Origin of the sequence: Paenibacillus sp. 7516, from assembly GCF_002272715.1 — a bacterium.
Lineage (GTDB): Bacteria > Bacillota > Bacilli > Paenibacillales > Paenibacillaceae > Paenibacillus > Paenibacillus illinoisensis_A.
Map to the genome: position 1 here is coordinate 54,669 of NZ_NPBI01000020.1, position 18,791 is coordinate 73,459.

Here is an 18,791-nt window from a genome sequence, read left to right on the forward strand (position 1 = left end):
ATTTTTTGTTACTTTTTAAGCGAGACGTTCGGCGCGGTTTGCCCGCATCGGACGTCTTTTCGTTCATTACGAGGATGTGACGAATCACATTCCAGATGGTATGAAAAAAGAGGTGCAAACAGTGAGCAGCCTGCATGTAAACAAAGCGTTAAATAATAATGTAATTATTGCACAGCATCCTGAACATGGAGAAGTCGTCGTCATCGGTAAAGGCATTGGCTTCAACCGGAAAACCGGTGACATCATTCCCTTGATGGCTGTGGAGAAGATGTTTATTTTGAAAAACCAGCAGGAACAAGAGCAGTACAAACAGCTTCTTCCGCAAGTGGATGAGGCGTTGATCGAGATTATTAACGAATGCATTACGTATATTGCAGAGCGTACGGATGTTCCGCTTAATGAACATATTCATATTGCATTGACTGATCATATTTCTTTTGCACTTAAGCGCAAAGAACAGGGCATTGTCATCCAAAATCCGTTTCTATATGAAACACGTGAGATCTATCCGGAAGAATATCGGATGGGAGATTACGCTGTTCGCCTCATTAAGGAGAAGCTCGGTGTCGACTTGGGCATGGATGAAATTGGATTCATAGCGCTGCATATCTACAGTGCCATGACCAACCAAAACATTTCCCAAGTACGCGAACATTCACAGCTGATTACCGACCTGGTCGGAATCGTCTCGGATCAGTTGGAATATTCGTTTGAAACGGAGTCGCTGGACTATTCGCGCCTGCTTACGCATCTTCGCTTTGCATTGGAACGTGTGCGTCGAGGGGACAAGGTGGAAGAACTTCATAAGCTCGATTCCTTGCTCAAGTTGGAGTATCCCGAAATGTACTCGCTTGCATGGAAGCTGACTAAAGTCATGGAAAAAAGATTGAATCTTCCTGTTTATCCTGCAGAGGTGGGTTATCTGACTATTCATCTTCAACGACTGCATCAAAGGAAAGAAGAAGAGAACAAGTGAAATTTTTCCATGGATGGAATGGCGTCCTGAGAAATTTAGTGTAAAGGCTTGCACTGTTTTTGAAGGGATGCTACAATGGTGTCCGTAATCAAGCAACTGAAAAAAACATAAGCGACGTGTTACTGACTCGATCAGGCATGAGTTTCTAGAGTGTGATTGTTCTTACCTTATACAGGGTATGCTATACCCGAAGGTTGGCACAATTCGCTTTATTAGCTTATGCCTTTTTTGATTTCCCTTGCTTGCATCACGACATACAGATTAGACGAAAGGGTGAATACGACGCGATGTTTAAGAAGCTTTTTGGCGTCTTGCAAAGAGTAGGTAAAGCTCTTATGCTTCCTGTAGCCATTCTACCAGCAGCCGGCTTATTGCTCGGAATCGGTAACATGCTGGTGAATCCGGACTTTTTGCAATATGTAACGGCGCTGGATACGCCATGGGTGAACTCAATTGCAACAATCATGATGAACGCAGGTCAGATCGTATTTGACAATCTGGCATTGCTCTTTGCAGTAGGTGTAGCCGTTGGGCTAGCCGGAGGCGAAGGTGTGGCAGGTCTTGCGGCCATCATTGGTTATCTGGTGATGAATGTCACTTTGGGTACAGCCGTTGGTGTAACACCGGCAATGATCGGCGAAGTACCAGGTTATGCCAGCATTTTGGGTATTCCAACACTGAGTACCGGTGTGTTCGGAGGTATCATTATTGGTATAGCTGCAGCACTGTGTTACAATCGGTTCTTCAAAATCGAACTGCCGTCTTACCTGGGGTTCTTTGCAGGTAAACGTTTTGTTCCGATTATCACTTCGGTTGTTTCCCTCTTGCTCGGGTTACTGCTGGTGGTTATCTGGCCACCGATTCAAAATGGACTGAATGCTGTATCTCATTTCATGGTAGATACGAGTCCGACGCTCTCCGCATTCATTTTCGGAGTTGTGGAACGGTCCCTTATTCCGTTTGGACTCCACCACATTTTCTACTCTCCATTCTGGTTTGAATTCGGTGAGTATGTGAACAAGGCTGGAGACGTTATTCGTGGGGACCAGCAGATCTTCTTCAACCAATTGCGTGATGGGGTAAACCTCACGGCGGGAACCTTCCAAGTGGGTAAATTCCCGTTCATGATGTTCGGTTTGCCGGCTGCGGCACTTGCGATGTACCATGAAGCAAGACCGGAGCACAAAAAGTATGTTGCAGGGATCATGGGTTCAGCTGCGCTGACCTCATTCCTTACCGGGATTACAGAGCCACTTGAATTCTCGTTCCTGTTTGTGGCGCCAGTCCTGTTTGCAGTACACTGTATCTTCGCAGGTTTGTCTTTCATGACAATGCAAATTCTGGGTGTCAAAATCGGGATGACGTTCTCCGGTGGATTTATTGACTTCCTGATTTTCGGGATCATCCCGAACCGCACACCGTGGTGGGACGTTATTATCGTTGGTTTGATTCTTGCCGTGATCTACTACTTCGGATTCCGAATGATCATTCGCAAGTTCAACCTCAAAACACCAGGTCGTGAAGAAGCAACACCTGAAACAAACTCGGGTGGAGGATCAGGTTCAACAGACGATCTGCCACACAATATTCTGGAAGCCTTCGGTGGACAGCAGAATATCAAACACCTGGATGCATGTATTACGCGTTTGCGGATTGAAGTAAATGAGAAATCCAGTGTAAATAAAGATCGTTTGAAACAATTAGGTGCATCTGGCGTGCTTGAAGTGGGTAATAATGTACAGGCCATTTTCGGTACACGTTCAGATACAATCAAGTCCCAAATGCAGGACATCATTGCAGGACGCACCCCGGCACCAGCACCAGCTGCTGATGTTAAACCTGCTCCTGAAGAGGAGAAGGCAGCGGGAGCAGAAGGCGAACGCATTATTGCCGAAGATATCGTCATGCCGGTTAACGGTGAATTGATGGATATCACTAACGTACCTGATCCGGTCTTCGCCGAGAAAATGACAGGTGACGGTTTCGCTGTGCTGCCGCATGATGGCAAGATTACTTCGCCTGTGTACGGTAAAGTGTTTAACGTATTCCCTAGCAAACATGCTGTCGGCATCATGTCTGACGGCGGCAAGGAAGTACTGGTTCATATAGGTGTCAACACGGTGAAATTGAAAGGTCAAGGTTTCAACGTGCTTGTGCAGGAAGGTGATCTGGTATCGGCCGGTCAACCGATTATGGAAGTGGATTTGGATTATGTGAAAGCTAACGCTCCATCCATCATCTCGCCAGTGATTTTCACCAACTTGCCTGAAGGCTCCACGGTAACCCTGAAGAAGAGTGGAGTACTGAAAATTGGCGATCAGCCAATCATTGAGATAAAATAAGAAGTGTTCCGACTATGGCAAGCAAGTGTAAATATATGCAATGCCTAAAATAAACTACTTGAAAGTGAGATGATTGTAATGCAACAAACATTCAGAATTACAGACGAAGATGGTATCCACGCACGTCCGGCGACAGCCTTGGTTAATACAGCTAACAAATTCAAAGGTGCAGAATCCTTTGCAGAAGCTAACGGTAAAAAAGTAACACTGAAATCCATCCTGGGCGTTCTGTCCCTCGGTCTGGAACAAGGCGACACCATCAGCATCATCGTTGAAGGCGAAGGCGAAGCTGAAGCTCTTCAAGCTCTGACTGACGTTATGGTTAACGAAGGGCTGGGCGAAATTAATGCTTAATGTTTCCGGGATCGCGGCTTCGGCGGGTATTGCTATCGCCAAGGCGTTTATCTTGGAGCATCCTGATTACTCTGTAGAAAAACGCCAAATCAACGACGTTGACGCAGAGATCGCAAAACTCGACTCAGCACTGGGCAAGTCCCAGTCTGAGCTTGAGGCGATCAAAGAGCGTACTTTACAAGAGCTTGGCGAGAAGAAAGCTGAAATCTTTGCTTCCCATTTGCTCATTCTGAATGACCCGGAACTGATTGATCCGGTAAAAGCAAAAATTGCTGATGAAAAAGTGAATGCAGAATTTGCACTCAACGAAACGGCATCGCAATTTATCTCCATGTTCGAAAACATGAAGAGTGCTTACCTGCAGGAACGTGCTGCAGATATGCGTGACGTAACCAAACGTGTGCTGAATCACTTGCTTGGTATCGACTTCATGAGTCCGGCTGAGATCAGCGAAGAAGTGATTGTGCTGGCGGAGGATCTGACGCCTTCCGATACAGCTCAATTGAACCGTCAATATGTTAAAGGTTTTGCAACTAACATTGGCGGACGTACTTCCCACTCTGCAATTATGGCTCGTTCTCTTGAAATCCCGGCTGTTGTAGGAACCAAAGACATTCTGGCACAAGCTAAACAAGGCGATATGATTATCGTTGATGGCTTGGACGGTCATGTGCTGGTTAACCCAACAGATGAGGTAATTGCGGAGTATCGTTCCAAACAGGAACAATATGATGCACAACGTGCCGAGTGGAGAAAACTTCGTGACGAACCAACCGTAACGGTGGATAACGTTCATGTGGAACTGGCAGCTAACATTGGTACGCCGAATGACGTAACCGGTGTTCTGGAGAACGGTGGAGAGGCTGTAGGCCTGTACCGTACCGAGTTCTTGTACATGGGAAGAGACAAACTTCCTTCCGAGGATATTCAGTACAATGCTTACAAAGCTGTACTTGAAAAAATGGAAGGCAAACCAGTCGTTGTTCGTACGCTCGATATCGGTGGAGACAAAGAGCTTCCATATTTGGATCTGCCAAAAGAAATGAATCCATTCCTTGGTTTCCGTGCAGTTCGTCTGTGTCTGGACCGTCTGGATATCTTCCGTACACAATTGCGTGCATTGCTGCGTGCAAGCGTACATGGCAACCTGCGTGTTATGTTCCCAATGATCGCAACACTGGGTGAATTCCGTGAAGCGAAAGCGGTCCTGCTCGAAGAGAAGGAAAAGCTGGTAGCTGAAGGAATTGCTGTTTCCGACAGCATCCAACTGGGTATCATGGTCGAAATTCCTTCGACTGCGGTTCTTGCGGATCAATTTGCCAAAGAGGTTGATTTCTTCAGTATCGGAACGAATGATCTGATTCAATACACCATGGCTGCTGACCGTATGAACGAGCGCGTATCCTATCTGTATCAACCATACAACCCTGCTATTCTGCGTCTGGTGAAAATGGTCATCGATGCAGCACATCGCGAAGGTAAATGGGTTGGTATGTGTGGAGAGATGGCGGGAGACGAAACAGCAATTCCATTGCTGCTTGGTCTCGGACTGGATGAGTTCAGCATGAGCGCAACATCCATCCTGCCAGCTCGTAGCCAGATCACCAAGCTGTCCCGTGCGGACATGCAGGAACTGGCTGCCAAAGCTCTGGACATGCAAACTGCTGAGCAAGTGGTTGAATTGGTTCAAAGCATCAAAGCGTAATTTTGCGAGGGTTTTCCTTCGGATTTTAAGGTCTTTTCTTTTTCCGATAAAATGGGCTGCAGGAATGCAGCGATATTGCCGGTATCTGCGAACAGCGGATGCCGGCTTTTTTTGCGGGCTAGTTTAGGATCATATGGAATGAGAAAGAGAGCGTTGGCGCGTAGAAGGCAGGGATCATCTGCAAATAAAAAACGGCTTCAGCTGACGTTAAAACATCAGCTGGAGCCGTTTAGTTGAATGGCTGGGTATCAACTGCACGCGCAGTTCAATACGGGTTTACGTGCTGCTGTGGTCTCATCCAGACGGGTAACCGGCGTGCCATAGGGTGCATTGAGTACCAGTTCCGGTGTCTCTTCAGCTTCCTTGGCAATGCGAATCATCGTATCGATAAAACCATCCAGCGTTTCTTTGCTCTCTGTTTCTGTTGGTTCAATCATGATACATTCCTCTACGTTGAGCGGGAAGTAGACGGTTGGCGGATGATACCCGAAATCAAGCAGTCGTTTGGCTACATCCAATGTTCTTACACCATATTGCTTCAGGCCCCGGCCAGACATGACAAATTCATGTTTACATACGCCTGGGTATGGAATTTCGTAATAAGGTGCAAGACGTGCCATCATATAGTTTGCATTGAGTACGGCACATTCGGATACCCGGCGCAAGCCTTCAGGTCCATACGTACGAATGTAGGCATAGGCGCGTACTAAGATACCGAAGTTGCCGTAATACGCTTTGACCCGACCAATCGATTGATCTCCTTCCCGATCCAGGGCGTATTGTCCCTGATCGTTCTTAATCACCATCGGTTTCGGAAGGAACGGAATCAGACGATTTTTTACGCCGACGGGTCCCGCACCAGGACCACCTCCGCCGTGCGGAGTACTCATCGTTTTGTGCAAGTTCAGATGCACGACATCGAAGCCCATGTCCCCAGGACGGGTGATACCCATAATGGCATTGGAGTTGGCTCCGTCATAATAGAGAAGCCCACCGGCTTGATGCACGATGGAGGCAATCTCCTGAATGTCCTTTTCAAACAATCCCAGGGTGTTTGGGTTGGTCAGCATCAAGGCTGCAGTATCGGAACCTACGGCTGCACGCAGTGCATCCAGATCGACCAGACCGTCCGCCCGGGATGGAATGGTTACCGTCTCGAAGCCAGCCACGGTTGCACTTGCCGGGTTGGTGCCGTGTGAAGAATCCGGGACAATGACTTTGGTCCGCTGTTCACCACGACCTTCGTGATAGGCACGAATCATCATGAGTCCGGTCCATTCACCATGTGCACCAGCAGCTGGTTGCAGGGTCACCGCGTCCATGCCAGTCAGACCTGCAAGGTCGTTTTGCAACGTATACAGAAGTTCAAGTGCACCTTGAATACTGGATTCAGGCTGATATGGATGGATCTTGGCAAATCCATTGTAGCGAGCTACATCTTCGTTAATCTTCGGATTGTACTTCATTGTACAAGAGCCAAGTGGATAGAATCCGTTATCTACCCCGAAGTTCCGGCGAGAAAGGGCAGTATAGTGACGGATGACATCCACTTCAAATACCTCAGGCAGTGCAGCTGCTTCCGAACGCAGCATTTCCCGGGGAATCAAGCTCGCGGGATCTTGACGCGGAACATCACATTCAGGCAGGGAATAAGCGACACGCCCCGGGCTGCTCAATTCAAAGATCAGCGACTGCTCTGGAGCAGGCGATGCTGCCTGTGTCATTTGTTGCGTGCTGGTTTCGGCTTGGGAAGGAGCTGCCGTTTCCGGCTGTCCTTGGATGGTTGTCATTTCCTGAGTCACAGCGATCCCTCCAATACACGTACGAATTCGTCAATCTCTTCCTTACTGCGCCGTTCCGTAACAGCGACCAGCATATGTCCGGCAAGCTCCGGGTAATCCCGACCAAGTTCATATCCACCGATGAAACCGGCATCCAGCAGCTTCAACTGAAGGGCATTAACGTCTGTCCCTTCGGGCAGCTGGATGACAAACTCATTGAATGTGGGTGCATTAAAGGTCAGGCTGACCCCAGGAATTGCTGTCAATGCTTGAAGAGCATAATGACTCTTTTGCAAATTCAGATCAGCCACATCAATCATGCCCTGTCTTCCCATAGTAGACATATACACCGAAGCGCTTAGGGCAAGCAGTGCCTGATTGGAACAAATATTGGATGTCGCCTTTTCGCGGCGGATATGCTGTTCACGCGCTTGGAGCGTCAGTACAAAACCGCGTTTGCCGTTGCGATCCGTTGTTTGGCCAACGATCCGGCCGGGAATCCGGCGCATATGCGCCTGGGATACAGCGAAATATCCACATGTCGGACCACCGAGCGAAGCGGAGATGCCAAGGGGCTGTGCATCACCGACAACGATGTCGGCACCCAGCTTGCCTGGAGCTTCGAGCATACCAAGCGCCAGCGGGTTTGCGCTGACCACGAGCAGACTCTTGTGCGCATGCGCGAAGTCTGCAGCCTGTTTTACATTTTCCACGGCACCGAAGAAGTTCGGGCTCTGGATCATGACGGCTGCGGTATCATCCGATACGGCGGCTTGAAGGGCATCCCAGTCGGTCACCCCGTTCTGATAACCAATCTCGACAATCTCCAAATTCAGACCGTGGGCATAAGCCTTCAATACCTGACGGGCTTCGGGATGAACCGTACGGGAGACGATCAGCTGTTTGCGGCGAGTTGCCGCTGCGGCCAGATTCCCTGCTTCTGCAAATGCGGTCGCGCCATCATACATGCTCGCATTGGCTACAGCCATGCCAGTCAGTTCACAGATATACGATTGGAATTCGAAGATCGCCTGGAGCTCGCCCTGACTGATTTCGGGCTGATATGGCGTATAGGCGGTATAGAACTCGGAACGGGAAATGACATGATTAATAACGGAAGGGATGTGATGATCGTATATGCCTGCGCCCAGGAAACTGGCGTGTGTCTCAAAATTGGCATTCGCGCCGGCTTGCTTGGACATATGACGCGTCAGTGCGTATTCATCCAGTTTGGAGGAGACAGGCAGCTCGCCTTGATAACGAATCGCCTGCGGAATGTCCTGGAACAGATCTTCAATCGTGTCCACACCGATGGTCGCGAGCATGGCGCTCTGATCCTGTTCAGTCATGGGAATATAGCGGTGCTTGCTCATGCTTGCTCAGCTCCTTGGGTAGGTGTCTTTGACGTACGTGTCCGTTTATGAAAAGGGGTCTTCACAACTTCGGCTTTCAGCTTTTTGCCACGAATCTCAATCTCGAGCGGGGTGCCGAGTGCAGCATATTGGCTGTTAATCAGGGCGAGCCCCAGATTGCGCTTCAGCGTAGGGGACTGTGTACCGGTTGTTACTTCCCCGATCTGCACGCCTTCGGCGTAAATGGGATAGTGGGGACGTGGAATCCCGCGTTCCAGTACTTCAATGCCGACCAGCTTGCGGGCAGGTCCATCATTCTTTTGCTGCAATAGCGCTTCGTGTCCGATAAAAGGTCCGGCATTCAGCTTCACAAACATGCCAACGCCAGCTTCCAGTGGTGAAATGGTCGGCGACAGTTCCTGTCCGTAGAGGGGCAGCTTCGCTTCAAATCGAAGTGTATCCCGTGCACCAAGTCCAGCCGGTACCAGTCCCTGATCAGCGCCAGCCTCCATCAATCCGTTCCAGACCGCAGCGGCCTGATCTGCCTGTACGTATAGCTCGAAGCCGTCTTCTCCGGTATAACCGGTGCGGGACAGCAGCAGTTTTACACCACAGACCTCAGCGTTCTGTACAAAACGAAAAGGCTCGATTATGGATACGTCGGTATCTGTAACCTTTCCGATGATGTCTGCAGCAAGCGGACCCTGCAGGGCCAGGAGACCTGTTTCCACGGAGTCATTCGTCATGCTCACTCCAGGAACCATATGCTCTTGCAGCCATGCCCAATCCTTATCGATATTGGAGGCATTCACAACAAGCATATAATGCTGATCTTCCAGCTTGTATACGAGCAGATCGTCCACTACGCCACCGTCCGGGTAACACATTAACGTGTATTGTGCCTGGCCGGGAACCAGTGTGGTCACGTCGTTAGTCGTCAGTTTCTGCAAAAATGCTTCGGCCTGTTCACCCTGCACCGTGAATTCACCCATGTGGGATACATCGAACAGTCCAGCCCGTTCCCGCACCGCTTCATGTTCCTTCTGAATCCCGCTGAATTGCACCGGAAGCTCCCAGCCTCCAAAATCGATGCACCGTACACCTTCATATTGCTGATAAAGTGGATAGAGTGGAGTTCTAAGCAAATCGGACATCAAATCACCTCGTTATGGCCGCTACCGGGCCGAGTGTATAACATGAATGATGCATTCTTTTCTTGGATAAGTATGGTTAAGGCTGCTGATGACAGCGTCGGCTCGATCCTGAGTTTCGTTTTTTTGGGAAAAAGGAAAAGGACAGGCCAAAGAACCGGCATGCCAGAAGCACGCTGTATTCTTAGGCTCTGTCCTTGGTACCTGAGAGTTACCCCGCCAATAGGTTGCAGCAGGTTTCCCCTTGGGTGATCAAAACGCCCATACCGGGCGAATAGATGCTCTCCAGAGTTGCGTCCCGTAAAAGTCCTTTTGCCTGAGAGATTCACCTCCCGCTTGTCGGGTGGTTTACTCCTTCGGCGTTACCGCATGCATCCAAGAGTTGGACGTCACGGGTAATCTCTCCCTTTACATTCATCCGCGGGTGATGCACACAACGATTAACATTTACTCTCTCATTAAAACGTGAATCCACTCTCGATGTCAAGAACGATATCACAGAAATCAATAAAAAACCGAATGATATTTAGCGATCTAGATATATTGTTCGTGTATATAAAAAGAGTACGCTTACTATTCTAATATTACCCATTATATGTAGAGTGAGGGTGTTTGCGTTACAGGCTCTAATCATCAAAAATCAAATAATTTGTGAGGTATCTTGACATTTCAATCAAAAATATCTTACGCTATGTTCTGGGAAAAAGGGTTGGCCGAAGGACGCATGCACTCATTAATGAAAAGCGAGGCGGATATCGATGAGCGAATTGAAAAGTGATTTCCTGTACAGTGAAGAGCATGAGTGGGTGCAAACCGTAGGGGAGGATACTGTACGGATTGGCATTACCGAGTTCGCGCAGCATCAGCTGGGGGACATTGTGTTTGTTGAATTGCCTGACCTTGAATCAGATGTAAAAGCGGAAGACAGCATTGGTACGATTGAATCCGTGAAGACGGTTTCGGATTTGTTTTCTCCGGTAAGTGGTTCCATTATTGCCGTGAATGAAGCGCTGCAGGATGCACCTGAACTCGTCAACAGTTCGCCTTACGAAGAAGGCTGGATGATCGAGATTCGTGTTGAAGGTGATCTGACAGCAGCGTTGTCTAAACTGATGAATGCTGACGCATACCGTAAGCACACCGAAGAGTAAAATCTGTTTGCACTAAATAACCTTTATTATTCTATGGTTTTTTTCATAATATGGACGTTCGTGCACGTCTTCAGAGCCTGTGTGAGCCTTGGTGCTCATGCAGGCTTTTTGTGTTCTCAAGGACAGGCTTGTTGCCATTTGAGGCACTTAAACAGGATGGAATAAGGCTGAATCGCACAAGCTATATTATAGAATTCAACACCGTAAATGATATAAGGCACATACGAAAAAAGCCAAGTATATCAATGGTTAGAACCCTCTCATCACCATAAAAACGATTACATAAACACAATGTTGTCATCAATGATCATGACGAAAGTACGCTTTCATTTCGTTGAACCGGAGACCAATCTGGCTTAGGATAACAGCAGGGGAGAAATGATACCCCTTTCATAAATGATAACTACTTGATCCGAGGAGGATAATACAATGAGTAACTTGGACCAAACGTCCAATTCCAAAGGCGGTCTCCGGGTAGGTGTTCAGCGTTTTGGCCGATTCCTAAGCGGCATGGTTATGCCAAATATGGGTGCGTTTATTGCATGGGGATTAATTACGGCGCTCTTTATTGAAAAGGGCTGGTTCCCTAACGCGGATCTGGCACTGTTGGTAGATCCGATGATCAAATATTTGCTGCCACTGCTTATTGGATACACTGGAGGTACTATGGTGCACCGCCAGCGTGGTGGTGTAGTTGGTGCCATCATGACTATAGGGGTTATCGTCGGTAGTGACATTCCGATGTTCCTGGGTGCCATGATTGCCGGACCTCTGGCCGCATGGATTATTAAAAAGTTCGATAAAGCCGTTGAAGGCAAGATCAAAGCAGGATTCGAGATGCTGGTTAACAACTTCTCCGCCGGTATTATCGGTGGTATCCTGGCGATCATTGCACTGCTGGGCATCGGACCTGCTGTTGAAGGGATCAGCACTGTATTGTCTGCTGGTGTACAGGGGCTGATGAATCTGGGATTGCTCCCACTCGTCAACCTGATCATTGAACCAGGGAAGGTATTGTTCCTGAACAATGCAATCAACCACGGCATTCTAACACCGATTGCAACAGATCAAGCGAGAGAATTGGGTCAATCCGTATTATATATGCTTGAATCGAACCCCGGTCCCGGACTTGGTATCCTGCTGGCTTACTGCTTCTTCGGTCGTGGAACAGCAAGATCTTCTGCACCGGGTGCCGTTATCATCCATTTCTTCGGGGGGATTCACGAAATTTATTTCCCTTACATTCTGATGAGACCAATTCTGATTCTTGCGGCAATCGCAGGTGGCGTGGCAGGTACAGCAACCTTCATGCTTACCGGAGCCGGACTGGTTTCAGCGCCTTCACCGGGTAGTATCATTGCATATTCTCTGTTAACGCCAAAAGGTGGATATCTGGCGATGCTCGCCGGGGTGGCTGTGGCCGCTATCGTATCCTTCCTGGTTGCAGCACTGCTGCTGAAAACAGGTAAGCAAAAAGAAGAAGATCTGGAGTCTGCAGCGAATCGCATGAAAGACATGAAGAGCCAAGGCAATACAGCGAATGCTGCTATTACAGCAGATAATCGTGAAGCAGACAGAGCCGCGGATTTGGCTTCTTCAACTGTGAAAGCAAAAACCGATGTAAAGAAAATCGTCTTCTCCTGTGATGCAGGCATGGGTTCAAGTGCCATGGGGGCTTCCATTCTTCGCAAAAAGATGAAAGCTGAAGGGATTGACGTTGCGGTAACCAACACGGCAATCAGTGATATCCCGCAGGACGCAGACGTTGTTATTACGCAGAAGACATTGACGGACCGTGCCCGCAGCGTGGCACCGAACGCAGAACATATATCCATCGACAACTTCCTAAAAAGCCCGGAATACGATACGCTCGTTGAACGCCTGAAATAACAGGTTGCGATCGTTTTCCCTGAGCCGGAGGCTTGAGATATGAGTATTACGAAAAGACAGCGTGAAATTGTGGAGTTTCTGTTGGAACATCCGCAGGAAGTAACCGCCGGCGACATTGCAATTGCGGTCAAAGTCAGTACACGAACCGTCCATCGGGAGCTGCAGATGATTGAGAAGTGGCTTGAACCCTTTGGCATGAAATTGGAAAAAAAATCAGGAACCGGAGTCCGTATAGACCCTGGTTCCGATGATTTGGCTTCACTGCGTGAGCAGCTGGAGCTGAACGAATATGTGGAGTTTACGCCCGAAGAGCGTAAACTCTTCATGCTTTGCATTTTGCTGGATGAGGCAGAGCCTGTAAAACTGCTTGCGCTCGCATCGGATATGAGAGTAACAGTCTCGACCGTGAGCAATGATCTGGATGAACTGGAGCCCCGGATTCGTCAAGCGGGCCTGAAGCTGGTTCGCAGGCGAGGATACGGAGTGAAGATCAATGGCAGTGAAACGGCCTATCGCGCAGCAATCGCAGGACTTGCGCTTGAATATCTGGATGAATCTGATCTGTTCGGAAGGCAACCTGACCAGGGAATTTCCAAGGTGAACCAGAAGCTGCTGGGCATGATTGGCCATCGTGACGTACTGACGGTCGAGAATGCGTTATGGCAACCGGATATTGACTGGCTCGAAAATATTCCGGAGCGACAGTATACCAAATTGCTTATTCAACTGTCCGTTGCGCTGGTGCGCATTCGCAAGGGATTTACCGTCGGACGTATTGCTTCTCCGGATAAAAAGGCGGTTTATCCTTCTACTGGAGATCAGAGCGTGCCTGAATACATGGCTGCGAGACTATGCAGCGTGCTCTCTGATCAGCTTGGCATCTCGTTTGCCAAGGAAGAACAGAGCTATTTGCACAAATTATTAATTGAAACGGAGCAGCTTATTCACTCCACACGCTTACTGCCTGTTGACGATCTGGTATTGCTGGACATGGTTCGTTCCCTGATGGATCAGATGCAGGGGAGAACAGGCTATGCATTCCAGGAGGATCGTCTTCTGCGAGAAGGGCTGATTGCCCATATGCAGCCGGTGATGGAGCGGATTGGAGGCAGGCAAAGCATACGTAACCCATTGCTTCAACAGATTCGCAAGGATTACGATTCGCTGTTCGGGGATGTGAAGGACGCGGTGCATGACGCATGGCCGGATACGGACGTGCCGGATGAGGAAATTGGATTCCTGGTCATGCATTTTGGCGCTTCCATCGAGCGATTGCGTGTGCTGAAGCGCGAGATTCGGGCCATTATCGTATGCACAAGTGGAATTGGCTCATCCCGTATGCTTTCCAGCCGGTTGTCCAAGGAGATTCCGGAGATCCGGATCGTTGACAGTGCATCATGGTATGAAGCTGCACGAATCCCGGAAGAGGAATATGATCTCATTTTATCGACAGTCGATCTGCCGATGGAACCGCATCAGTATTACAAGGTGAGTCCCTTGTTAACAGCGGAAGAAAGTGAACGTTTGCGTCTGTACATTCAAAATACGACGCTGCAGCGGGTACAAGTTAAGTATGGAGAGAGTAGAGCAAGTGCAAAGGCATCTGACCGCCATGCGGATCCCTCTGGGCTTGATGCCACACTCATTGAGATTGTAAGAATCACAGGCAAGTTTCAGGTGTTTCGACTGGATAATCGTAATATGGGATTTTACGAAACGGCATTTGCCATGTGCAAGGTACTGCAGGAATCCGGGGTGCTGAAGGACCCAGAAGAAATCGCTAGGCTGCTTGAAGCTCGGGAGAAGGTGGGCAGTCAGAAAATTCCGGATACATCACTCGCGCTGTTTCATACTCGCAGTGATGGCATTTATAGGCCGTCCATCAGCCTGTTTCAATTATCAGAGCCGCTGCTCGTGACGGCGGAGGACCCGGTTGGCGTCAGCCATATCCTTCTGATGGTTGGGCCGAGGGAGCTATCCCGGGAGAGCCTGGAGGTGCTAAGCGAGATCAGTGCATTGTTACTGCAGGATGAGATGATTACACTGCTGGAAAAGGGAATCCGGGATGATCTTATTCATTATCTGTCCCGGGAATTGGTTGGATTTTATCGAAGTAAAACCGAAATTGGAGGTTAATAAACATGAGCATACTTACAACAGACAAAGTGGTTATGAACGCAACGGCACAGGACAAATATGAGGCTATTCGCATGGCAGGACAGATTCTGAAAGACGCAGGTCATATTACTGCCGATTATATCGACAAGATGCTTGAGCGTGAGGAGATCGTATCGACTTATGTGGGCAATGGACTTGCCATTCCACACGGAACCAAAGAATCCAAATCGTTCATTCTGTCCACTGGTATTTCGGTGATTCAGTTCCCGCAAGGTGTAGATTTTGGGGATGAAAAAGCCTACATGGTGATCGGTATCGCCGCTCAGGGCGGTGAGCACATGGAGATTCTGACCAGCATTGCGGTCATTTGTGCGGAAGATGAGAACATGGAAGCACTTCGTAATGCCAAAACGGCGGATGAAATCATTACCATTCTCGAAAGTGAAATGGAACTATGAGAGCCCTTCATTTTGGAGCAGGTAATATCGGACGCGGGTTCATCGGATTAATCCTGTCACGGGCAGGTTATAATGTCATCTTCTCGGATGTGAACCAGGAGTTGGTTAAGGCATTACAGGAGCGTGGACAGTATACGGTCGAATTGGCAAACGAAACAAAAGATATGGAAACGGTAAAAGGGGTTAATGCCATTGATGGAACGCAGCTGGAGACTGTTGCCCGGAACGTTGCAGAGGCAGATCTTGTTACGACCGCAGTCGGAGTGGGCATCCTGAAACATATTGCACCAGGCATCGCCAAGGGGCTTGAGGCAAGATTGAATTCAGGTTCGGTGCAGAAACCCCTTCACATTATTGCCTGTGAGAATGCCATTGGAGCCAGCACACAGTTGAAAGAGCATGTGTATGCTCTGTTGGAAGAACCCGTTAAGGCTCTAGCTGATCAATATGTGTATTTCCCTGACTCCGCAGTAGACCGGATTGTTCCCATACAGCATCACGAAGACTCGCTGCATGTACAGGTTGAACCTTTTTATGAGTGGGTTGTGGACCGTTCACAGATGGCGGCTGCATTCCTTCCGATTGAAGGTGTACTCTATGTGGATGACCTTGAGCCTTATATCGAGCGGAAGCTGTTTACCGTCAATACGGGACATTGCTGCGCTGCATATCTCGGTTACGTGAACGGGTATGATACGATTCAGAAGGCGATTGCGGACGACAAAGTGAAATTCCTGGTCTATGGTGCACTGCAGGAAACGGGTGAGGTTCTTGTGAAACGGTTTGGTTTCGACCCCGAAGATCATCAGAAGTATATAAATAAAATTCTGGAGCGGTTTGTAAATCCGCATCTCACCGATGAAGTCACCCGGGTAGGCCGTTCGCCGCTGCGGAAGCTGTCGCCCAACGACCGTCTGGTTCGTCCGGCGCTACAGGCACATGACTATGGAATGGGCACGACGAACCTGGCAAGAGGCATGGCGGCAGCCTGCAAATTCGATGTACAGGATGATCCGGAGGCAGTAGAGCTTCAGGATATGATCAAACAAAAGGGCATTGCTGCAGCACTTAGTCACTACACAGCCATGGATGAGCAGCACCCTGTGCTTAAGCAGGCTGTAGAACATTATCATCAAATGTAAGGAACAACTCATTTAGCGATTGCGTGCCGCATTATGGCTCCCAATCGCAAAACAAGAGCCTCACAGGAATTAACTGTGAGGCTCTTGTTTGTGTTCAGCCTGATCTGTATACGATTCCAGACATCGCTGACAGATGCACGATTTACGCCGCTGCTCCACCGGAATGCGGTCAAACACACCTTCGGGAAACTCGGCATGATTGCACCAGCATTCGGAGTGGGGACGGCCAGCCGCATAGGAGCAGCCATTAGCCTCCCCGCACAAAGGGCATAAGAGTACATTGATCTGGGAGGCTTTTGCAGCTGTCGACTTGGCCTGTGAAGGATAACTTTGGCTCATGGCACGCCTACTTTCTCCATATCGTCATACCTAACAGTATAACAGGGCTGGCCCTATTCTTCAGGTGGCAATTCAATGGTCAGCCCTTCGACATGTTTGCGTCCCATTAATTTACGTTTCTTCCGGTTCTCCTTTGTCTCCAGCACAATATCCAGATCATAGTCATCGCCTGGATACAGCTCATCTGCGGATATAGAGAGTGTGAGGCGTTTCTTATGAATTTTGACTTTCCGCCCGCGCAGCATTACTCCGATGTTTCCACGACTGTCTTCCACGTCACAGACGATTCCTGACTGGTCCAGATAGGCTGCGTATACACGATCCCCTTTTCGAAATTTTTTCTTTGGGGGAACCGACTTTGTATCTTCTACCTGCAGGGATGGATTTCCAGCTTCAGTCGCTGCCGGGGAATGTACTTTCTTCTCCGTCTTCTGTGCAGCTGCGGAGTTCGGAAATGGCTCAAGGACAGAACTCTTCGATATGCCCTGGTCTGATATGGATTGGGAACGATCAATAATGCGCTGTGGCATCCCCAGCTTCAAGGCGATGGAATAGGCGTAGCTCTCACCTGCTTCACCGATACACAAACGGTAAAGGGGCTGCAGCGTAGCTGTATCAAATTCCATCCGCGCATTTTCAAATCCTCGCGCGGCAGCAGCAAAATGCTTGATTTCCCCAAAGTGAGTGGTAGCCACCACGGTTGCCCCTCGGCTGTGCAGTTCCTCCAGCATGGCGATGGAAAGACCCACCCCCTCTCCAGGGTCCGTCCCAGAAGCCATCTCATCGATCAGGACAAGGGTGGATGAATTAGCCTGCTCGAGGATACCGATCATGTTGCGGATATGTGCCGAGAAGGTGCTGAGTGCCTGTTCCAAACTCTGTCCATCTCCGATATCGACAGCCACTTCGTGAAATACGGCCATCTCGCCGCCTTCACCCACAGGAACGAGCAGACCGGACTGCATCATCAGGGTGAGCAACCCCAAAGTTTTGAGCGCTACCGTTTTACCGCCTGTATTCGGCCCTGTAATGATAAGTGAGGAATAATCCCTCCCGATGGCAAAATCAAGCGGAATCATGGAGGCGCCCATCAGAGGATGACGCGCCTGCTGAAGCGTAATTCGGCCCGATGTATTTACTTGAACCGTACGTCCATCCATGGTCGCCGCGTATTTCGCTTTGGCAAACAGGAAATCAAGGACACCTACCGTCTCGGTATTCAGCGCAATCTCGCGGTTATAGGATTCTGCAAGCGACGTTAAATCACCCAGGATTTTCATTTCTTCTCTGGATTCCTCGGCTTGCAGTGAGGCGAGTTCCATCTGCAGACCCACCAGTTCCGCGGGTTCGATATAAACGGTTTGCCCGCTCCCTGATTCATCCAGGACGCTGCCTTTCACCTGCTTGCGGAATTCTTTCTTGATGGGTAATACCGTTCTTCCGCCGCGCTGGCTGATTACGTTCTCCTGCATAATGGACCGGTGCTTGCTCACGAGAGAATCCAGCTTGCGCTTCATTCGTTCCTCGTTCACGGTCATCTTTTTCCGGATACGTGTCAGTTCCTTGCTCGCCTGATCCTGAATTCGGCCGCTGTAAATGCAGCGTTCGATCTCGCTTAACAGGGATTCCATCCTCATCATGGATGAAGCATACCGGCTTACCGTAGGAGCTGCTTCGGATTTGCCCTCCATGTATTTCATTAATTGTGCACAGCTTCGCAGAAACTGCGCAAGTTGAGTGAAGTCCCGTTCACTAAACAGATAACCGGTACCGAGCAGATCCATAATGGTCTCCATACCGTCAAGCGAAGGGATGGGAACACTGGCACCATAACGGATGAGAGCAGAGGCCTCTTCTGTTTCCGCGAGGCGCATCTGGATCAGCCCGGGGTCCACCATGGGTTTCATTTCTTTCGCGTAACGTTTGCCCAGATAAGAAAGTGCGCAGGAAGCGACGTTGTTTTGAATTTGATGATAGCCCAGTGTATTCATTGTGTTTTCATTCATGCTTGATCTCTCCTTGGATTTTGAAT

Annotated in this window: 14 protein-coding genes and 2 riboswitches; of the genes, 9 read left to right on the top strand and 5 right to left on the bottom strand. The window is 49.1% G+C overall.

Annotated features, from left to right (window positions below; genetic code table 11):
* The first annotated feature begins 121 nt into the window (after positions 1–121).
* From glcT to ptsP, 4 genes are all read left to right on the top strand, one after another.
* Complete coding sequence (gene glcT / locus CHI14_RS16200) at positions 122–976, top strand: glucose PTS transporter transcription antiterminator GlcT (RefSeq protein ID WP_095289544.1); 855 nt, start codon at positions 122–124, stop codon at positions 974–976.
* Positions 977–1,263: 287 nt separating this feature from the next.
* Positions 1,264–3,318, top strand: a complete 2,055-nt coding sequence (gene ptsG, locus CHI14_RS16205; protein ID WP_095289545.1) for a glucose-specific PTS transporter subunit IIBC — start codon at positions 1,264–1,266, stop codon at positions 3,316–3,318.
* A gap of 78 nt (positions 3,319–3,396) precedes the next feature.
* A complete protein-coding gene (locus CHI14_RS16210; protein WP_036617010.1) occupies positions 3,397–3,672 on the top strand; it encodes an HPr family phosphocarrier protein in 276 nt (91 codons plus the stop codon).
* Positions 3,665–5,377 carry a phosphoenolpyruvate--protein phosphotransferase gene (gene ptsP, locus CHI14_RS16215; RefSeq protein WP_095289546.1) on the top strand — a complete coding sequence of 571 codons (1,713 nt, stop codon included), beginning with the start codon at positions 3,665–3,667 and terminating at the stop codon, positions 5,375–5,377. Before CHI14_RS16210 ends, ptsP begins: the two co-directional genes overlap by 8 nt.
* A gap of 248 nt (positions 5,378–5,625) precedes the next feature.
* On the opposite strand, the gene gcvPB is transcribed toward ptsP, so the two are convergent.
* From gcvPB to gcvT, 3 genes are all read right to left on the bottom strand, one after another.
* Positions 5,626–7,101: an aminomethyl-transferring glycine dehydrogenase subunit GcvPB gene (gcvPB, locus tag CHI14_RS16220; RefSeq protein ID WP_095290111.1), complete on the bottom strand. Its 1,476-nt coding sequence runs from the start codon at positions 7,099–7,101 to the stop codon at positions 5,626–5,628.
* Between the two features lie 74 nt (positions 7,102–7,175).
* The gene (gcvPA, locus tag CHI14_RS16225) at positions 7,176–8,531 is read right to left on the bottom strand and encodes an aminomethyl-transferring glycine dehydrogenase subunit GcvPA (protein WP_095289547.1); all 1,356 of its coding nucleotides are present in this window, start codon (positions 8,529–8,531) and stop codon (positions 7,176–7,178) included.
* On the bottom strand, positions 8,528–9,664 hold the full coding sequence (gcvT, locus tag CHI14_RS16230; RefSeq protein WP_095289548.1) for a glycine cleavage system aminomethyltransferase GcvT: 1,137 nt from the start codon (positions 9,662–9,664) through the stop codon (positions 8,528–8,530). Before gcvT ends, gcvPA begins: the two co-directional genes overlap by 4 nt.
* 186 nt (positions 9,665–9,850) lie before the next feature.
* Positions 9,851–9,952: riboswitch (glycine riboswitch) on the bottom strand.
* Between the two features lie 3 nt (positions 9,953–9,955).
* A riboswitch (glycine riboswitch) is annotated at positions 9,956–10,079 on the bottom strand.
* Between the two features lie 340 nt (positions 10,080–10,419).
* On the opposite strand from gcvT, the gene gcvH reads away from it, so the two are divergent.
* The 5 genes from gcvH (at position 10,420) to CHI14_RS16255 (ending at position 16,420) form a co-directional block, all read left to right on the top strand.
* A complete protein-coding gene (gcvH, locus tag CHI14_RS16235; protein ID WP_095289549.1) occupies positions 10,420–10,812 on the top strand; it encodes a glycine cleavage system protein GcvH in 393 nt (130 codons plus the stop codon).
* Between the two features lie 429 nt (positions 10,813–11,241).
* On the top strand, positions 11,242–12,702 hold the full coding sequence (locus CHI14_RS16240) for a PTS mannitol transporter subunit IIBC (RefSeq protein WP_095289550.1): 1,461 nt from the start codon (positions 11,242–11,244) through the stop codon (positions 12,700–12,702).
* Between the two features lie 39 nt (positions 12,703–12,741).
* Positions 12,742–14,838, top strand: a complete 2,097-nt coding sequence (locus CHI14_RS16245; RefSeq protein WP_095289551.1) for a BglG family transcription antiterminator — start codon at positions 12,742–12,744, stop codon at positions 14,836–14,838.
* Positions 14,839–14,843: 5 nt separating this feature from the next.
* Complete coding sequence (locus CHI14_RS16250; protein ID WP_095289552.1) at positions 14,844–15,278, top strand: PTS mannitol transporter subunit IIA; 435 nt, start codon at positions 14,844–14,846, stop codon at positions 15,276–15,278.
* Positions 15,275–16,420, top strand: a complete 1,146-nt coding sequence (locus CHI14_RS16255) for a mannitol-1-phosphate 5-dehydrogenase (RefSeq protein WP_095289553.1) — start codon at positions 15,275–15,277, stop codon at positions 16,418–16,420. Before CHI14_RS16250 ends, CHI14_RS16255 begins: the two co-directional genes overlap by 4 nt.
* A gap of 69 nt (positions 16,421–16,489) precedes the next feature.
* Here CHI14_RS16255 and CHI14_RS16260 read toward each other — a convergent pair whose 3' ends face one another.
* Positions 16,490–16,759, bottom strand: a complete 270-nt coding sequence (locus CHI14_RS16260) for a cysteine-rich CWC family protein (RefSeq protein ID WP_095289554.1) — start codon at positions 16,757–16,759, stop codon at positions 16,490–16,492.
* A 53-nt stretch (positions 16,760–16,812) separates the two neighbouring features.
* Positions 16,813–18,765, bottom strand: a complete 1,953-nt coding sequence (locus CHI14_RS16265) for an endonuclease MutS2 (RefSeq protein WP_095289555.1) — start codon at positions 18,763–18,765, stop codon at positions 16,813–16,815.
* Positions 18,766–18,791 lie beyond the last annotated feature (26 nt).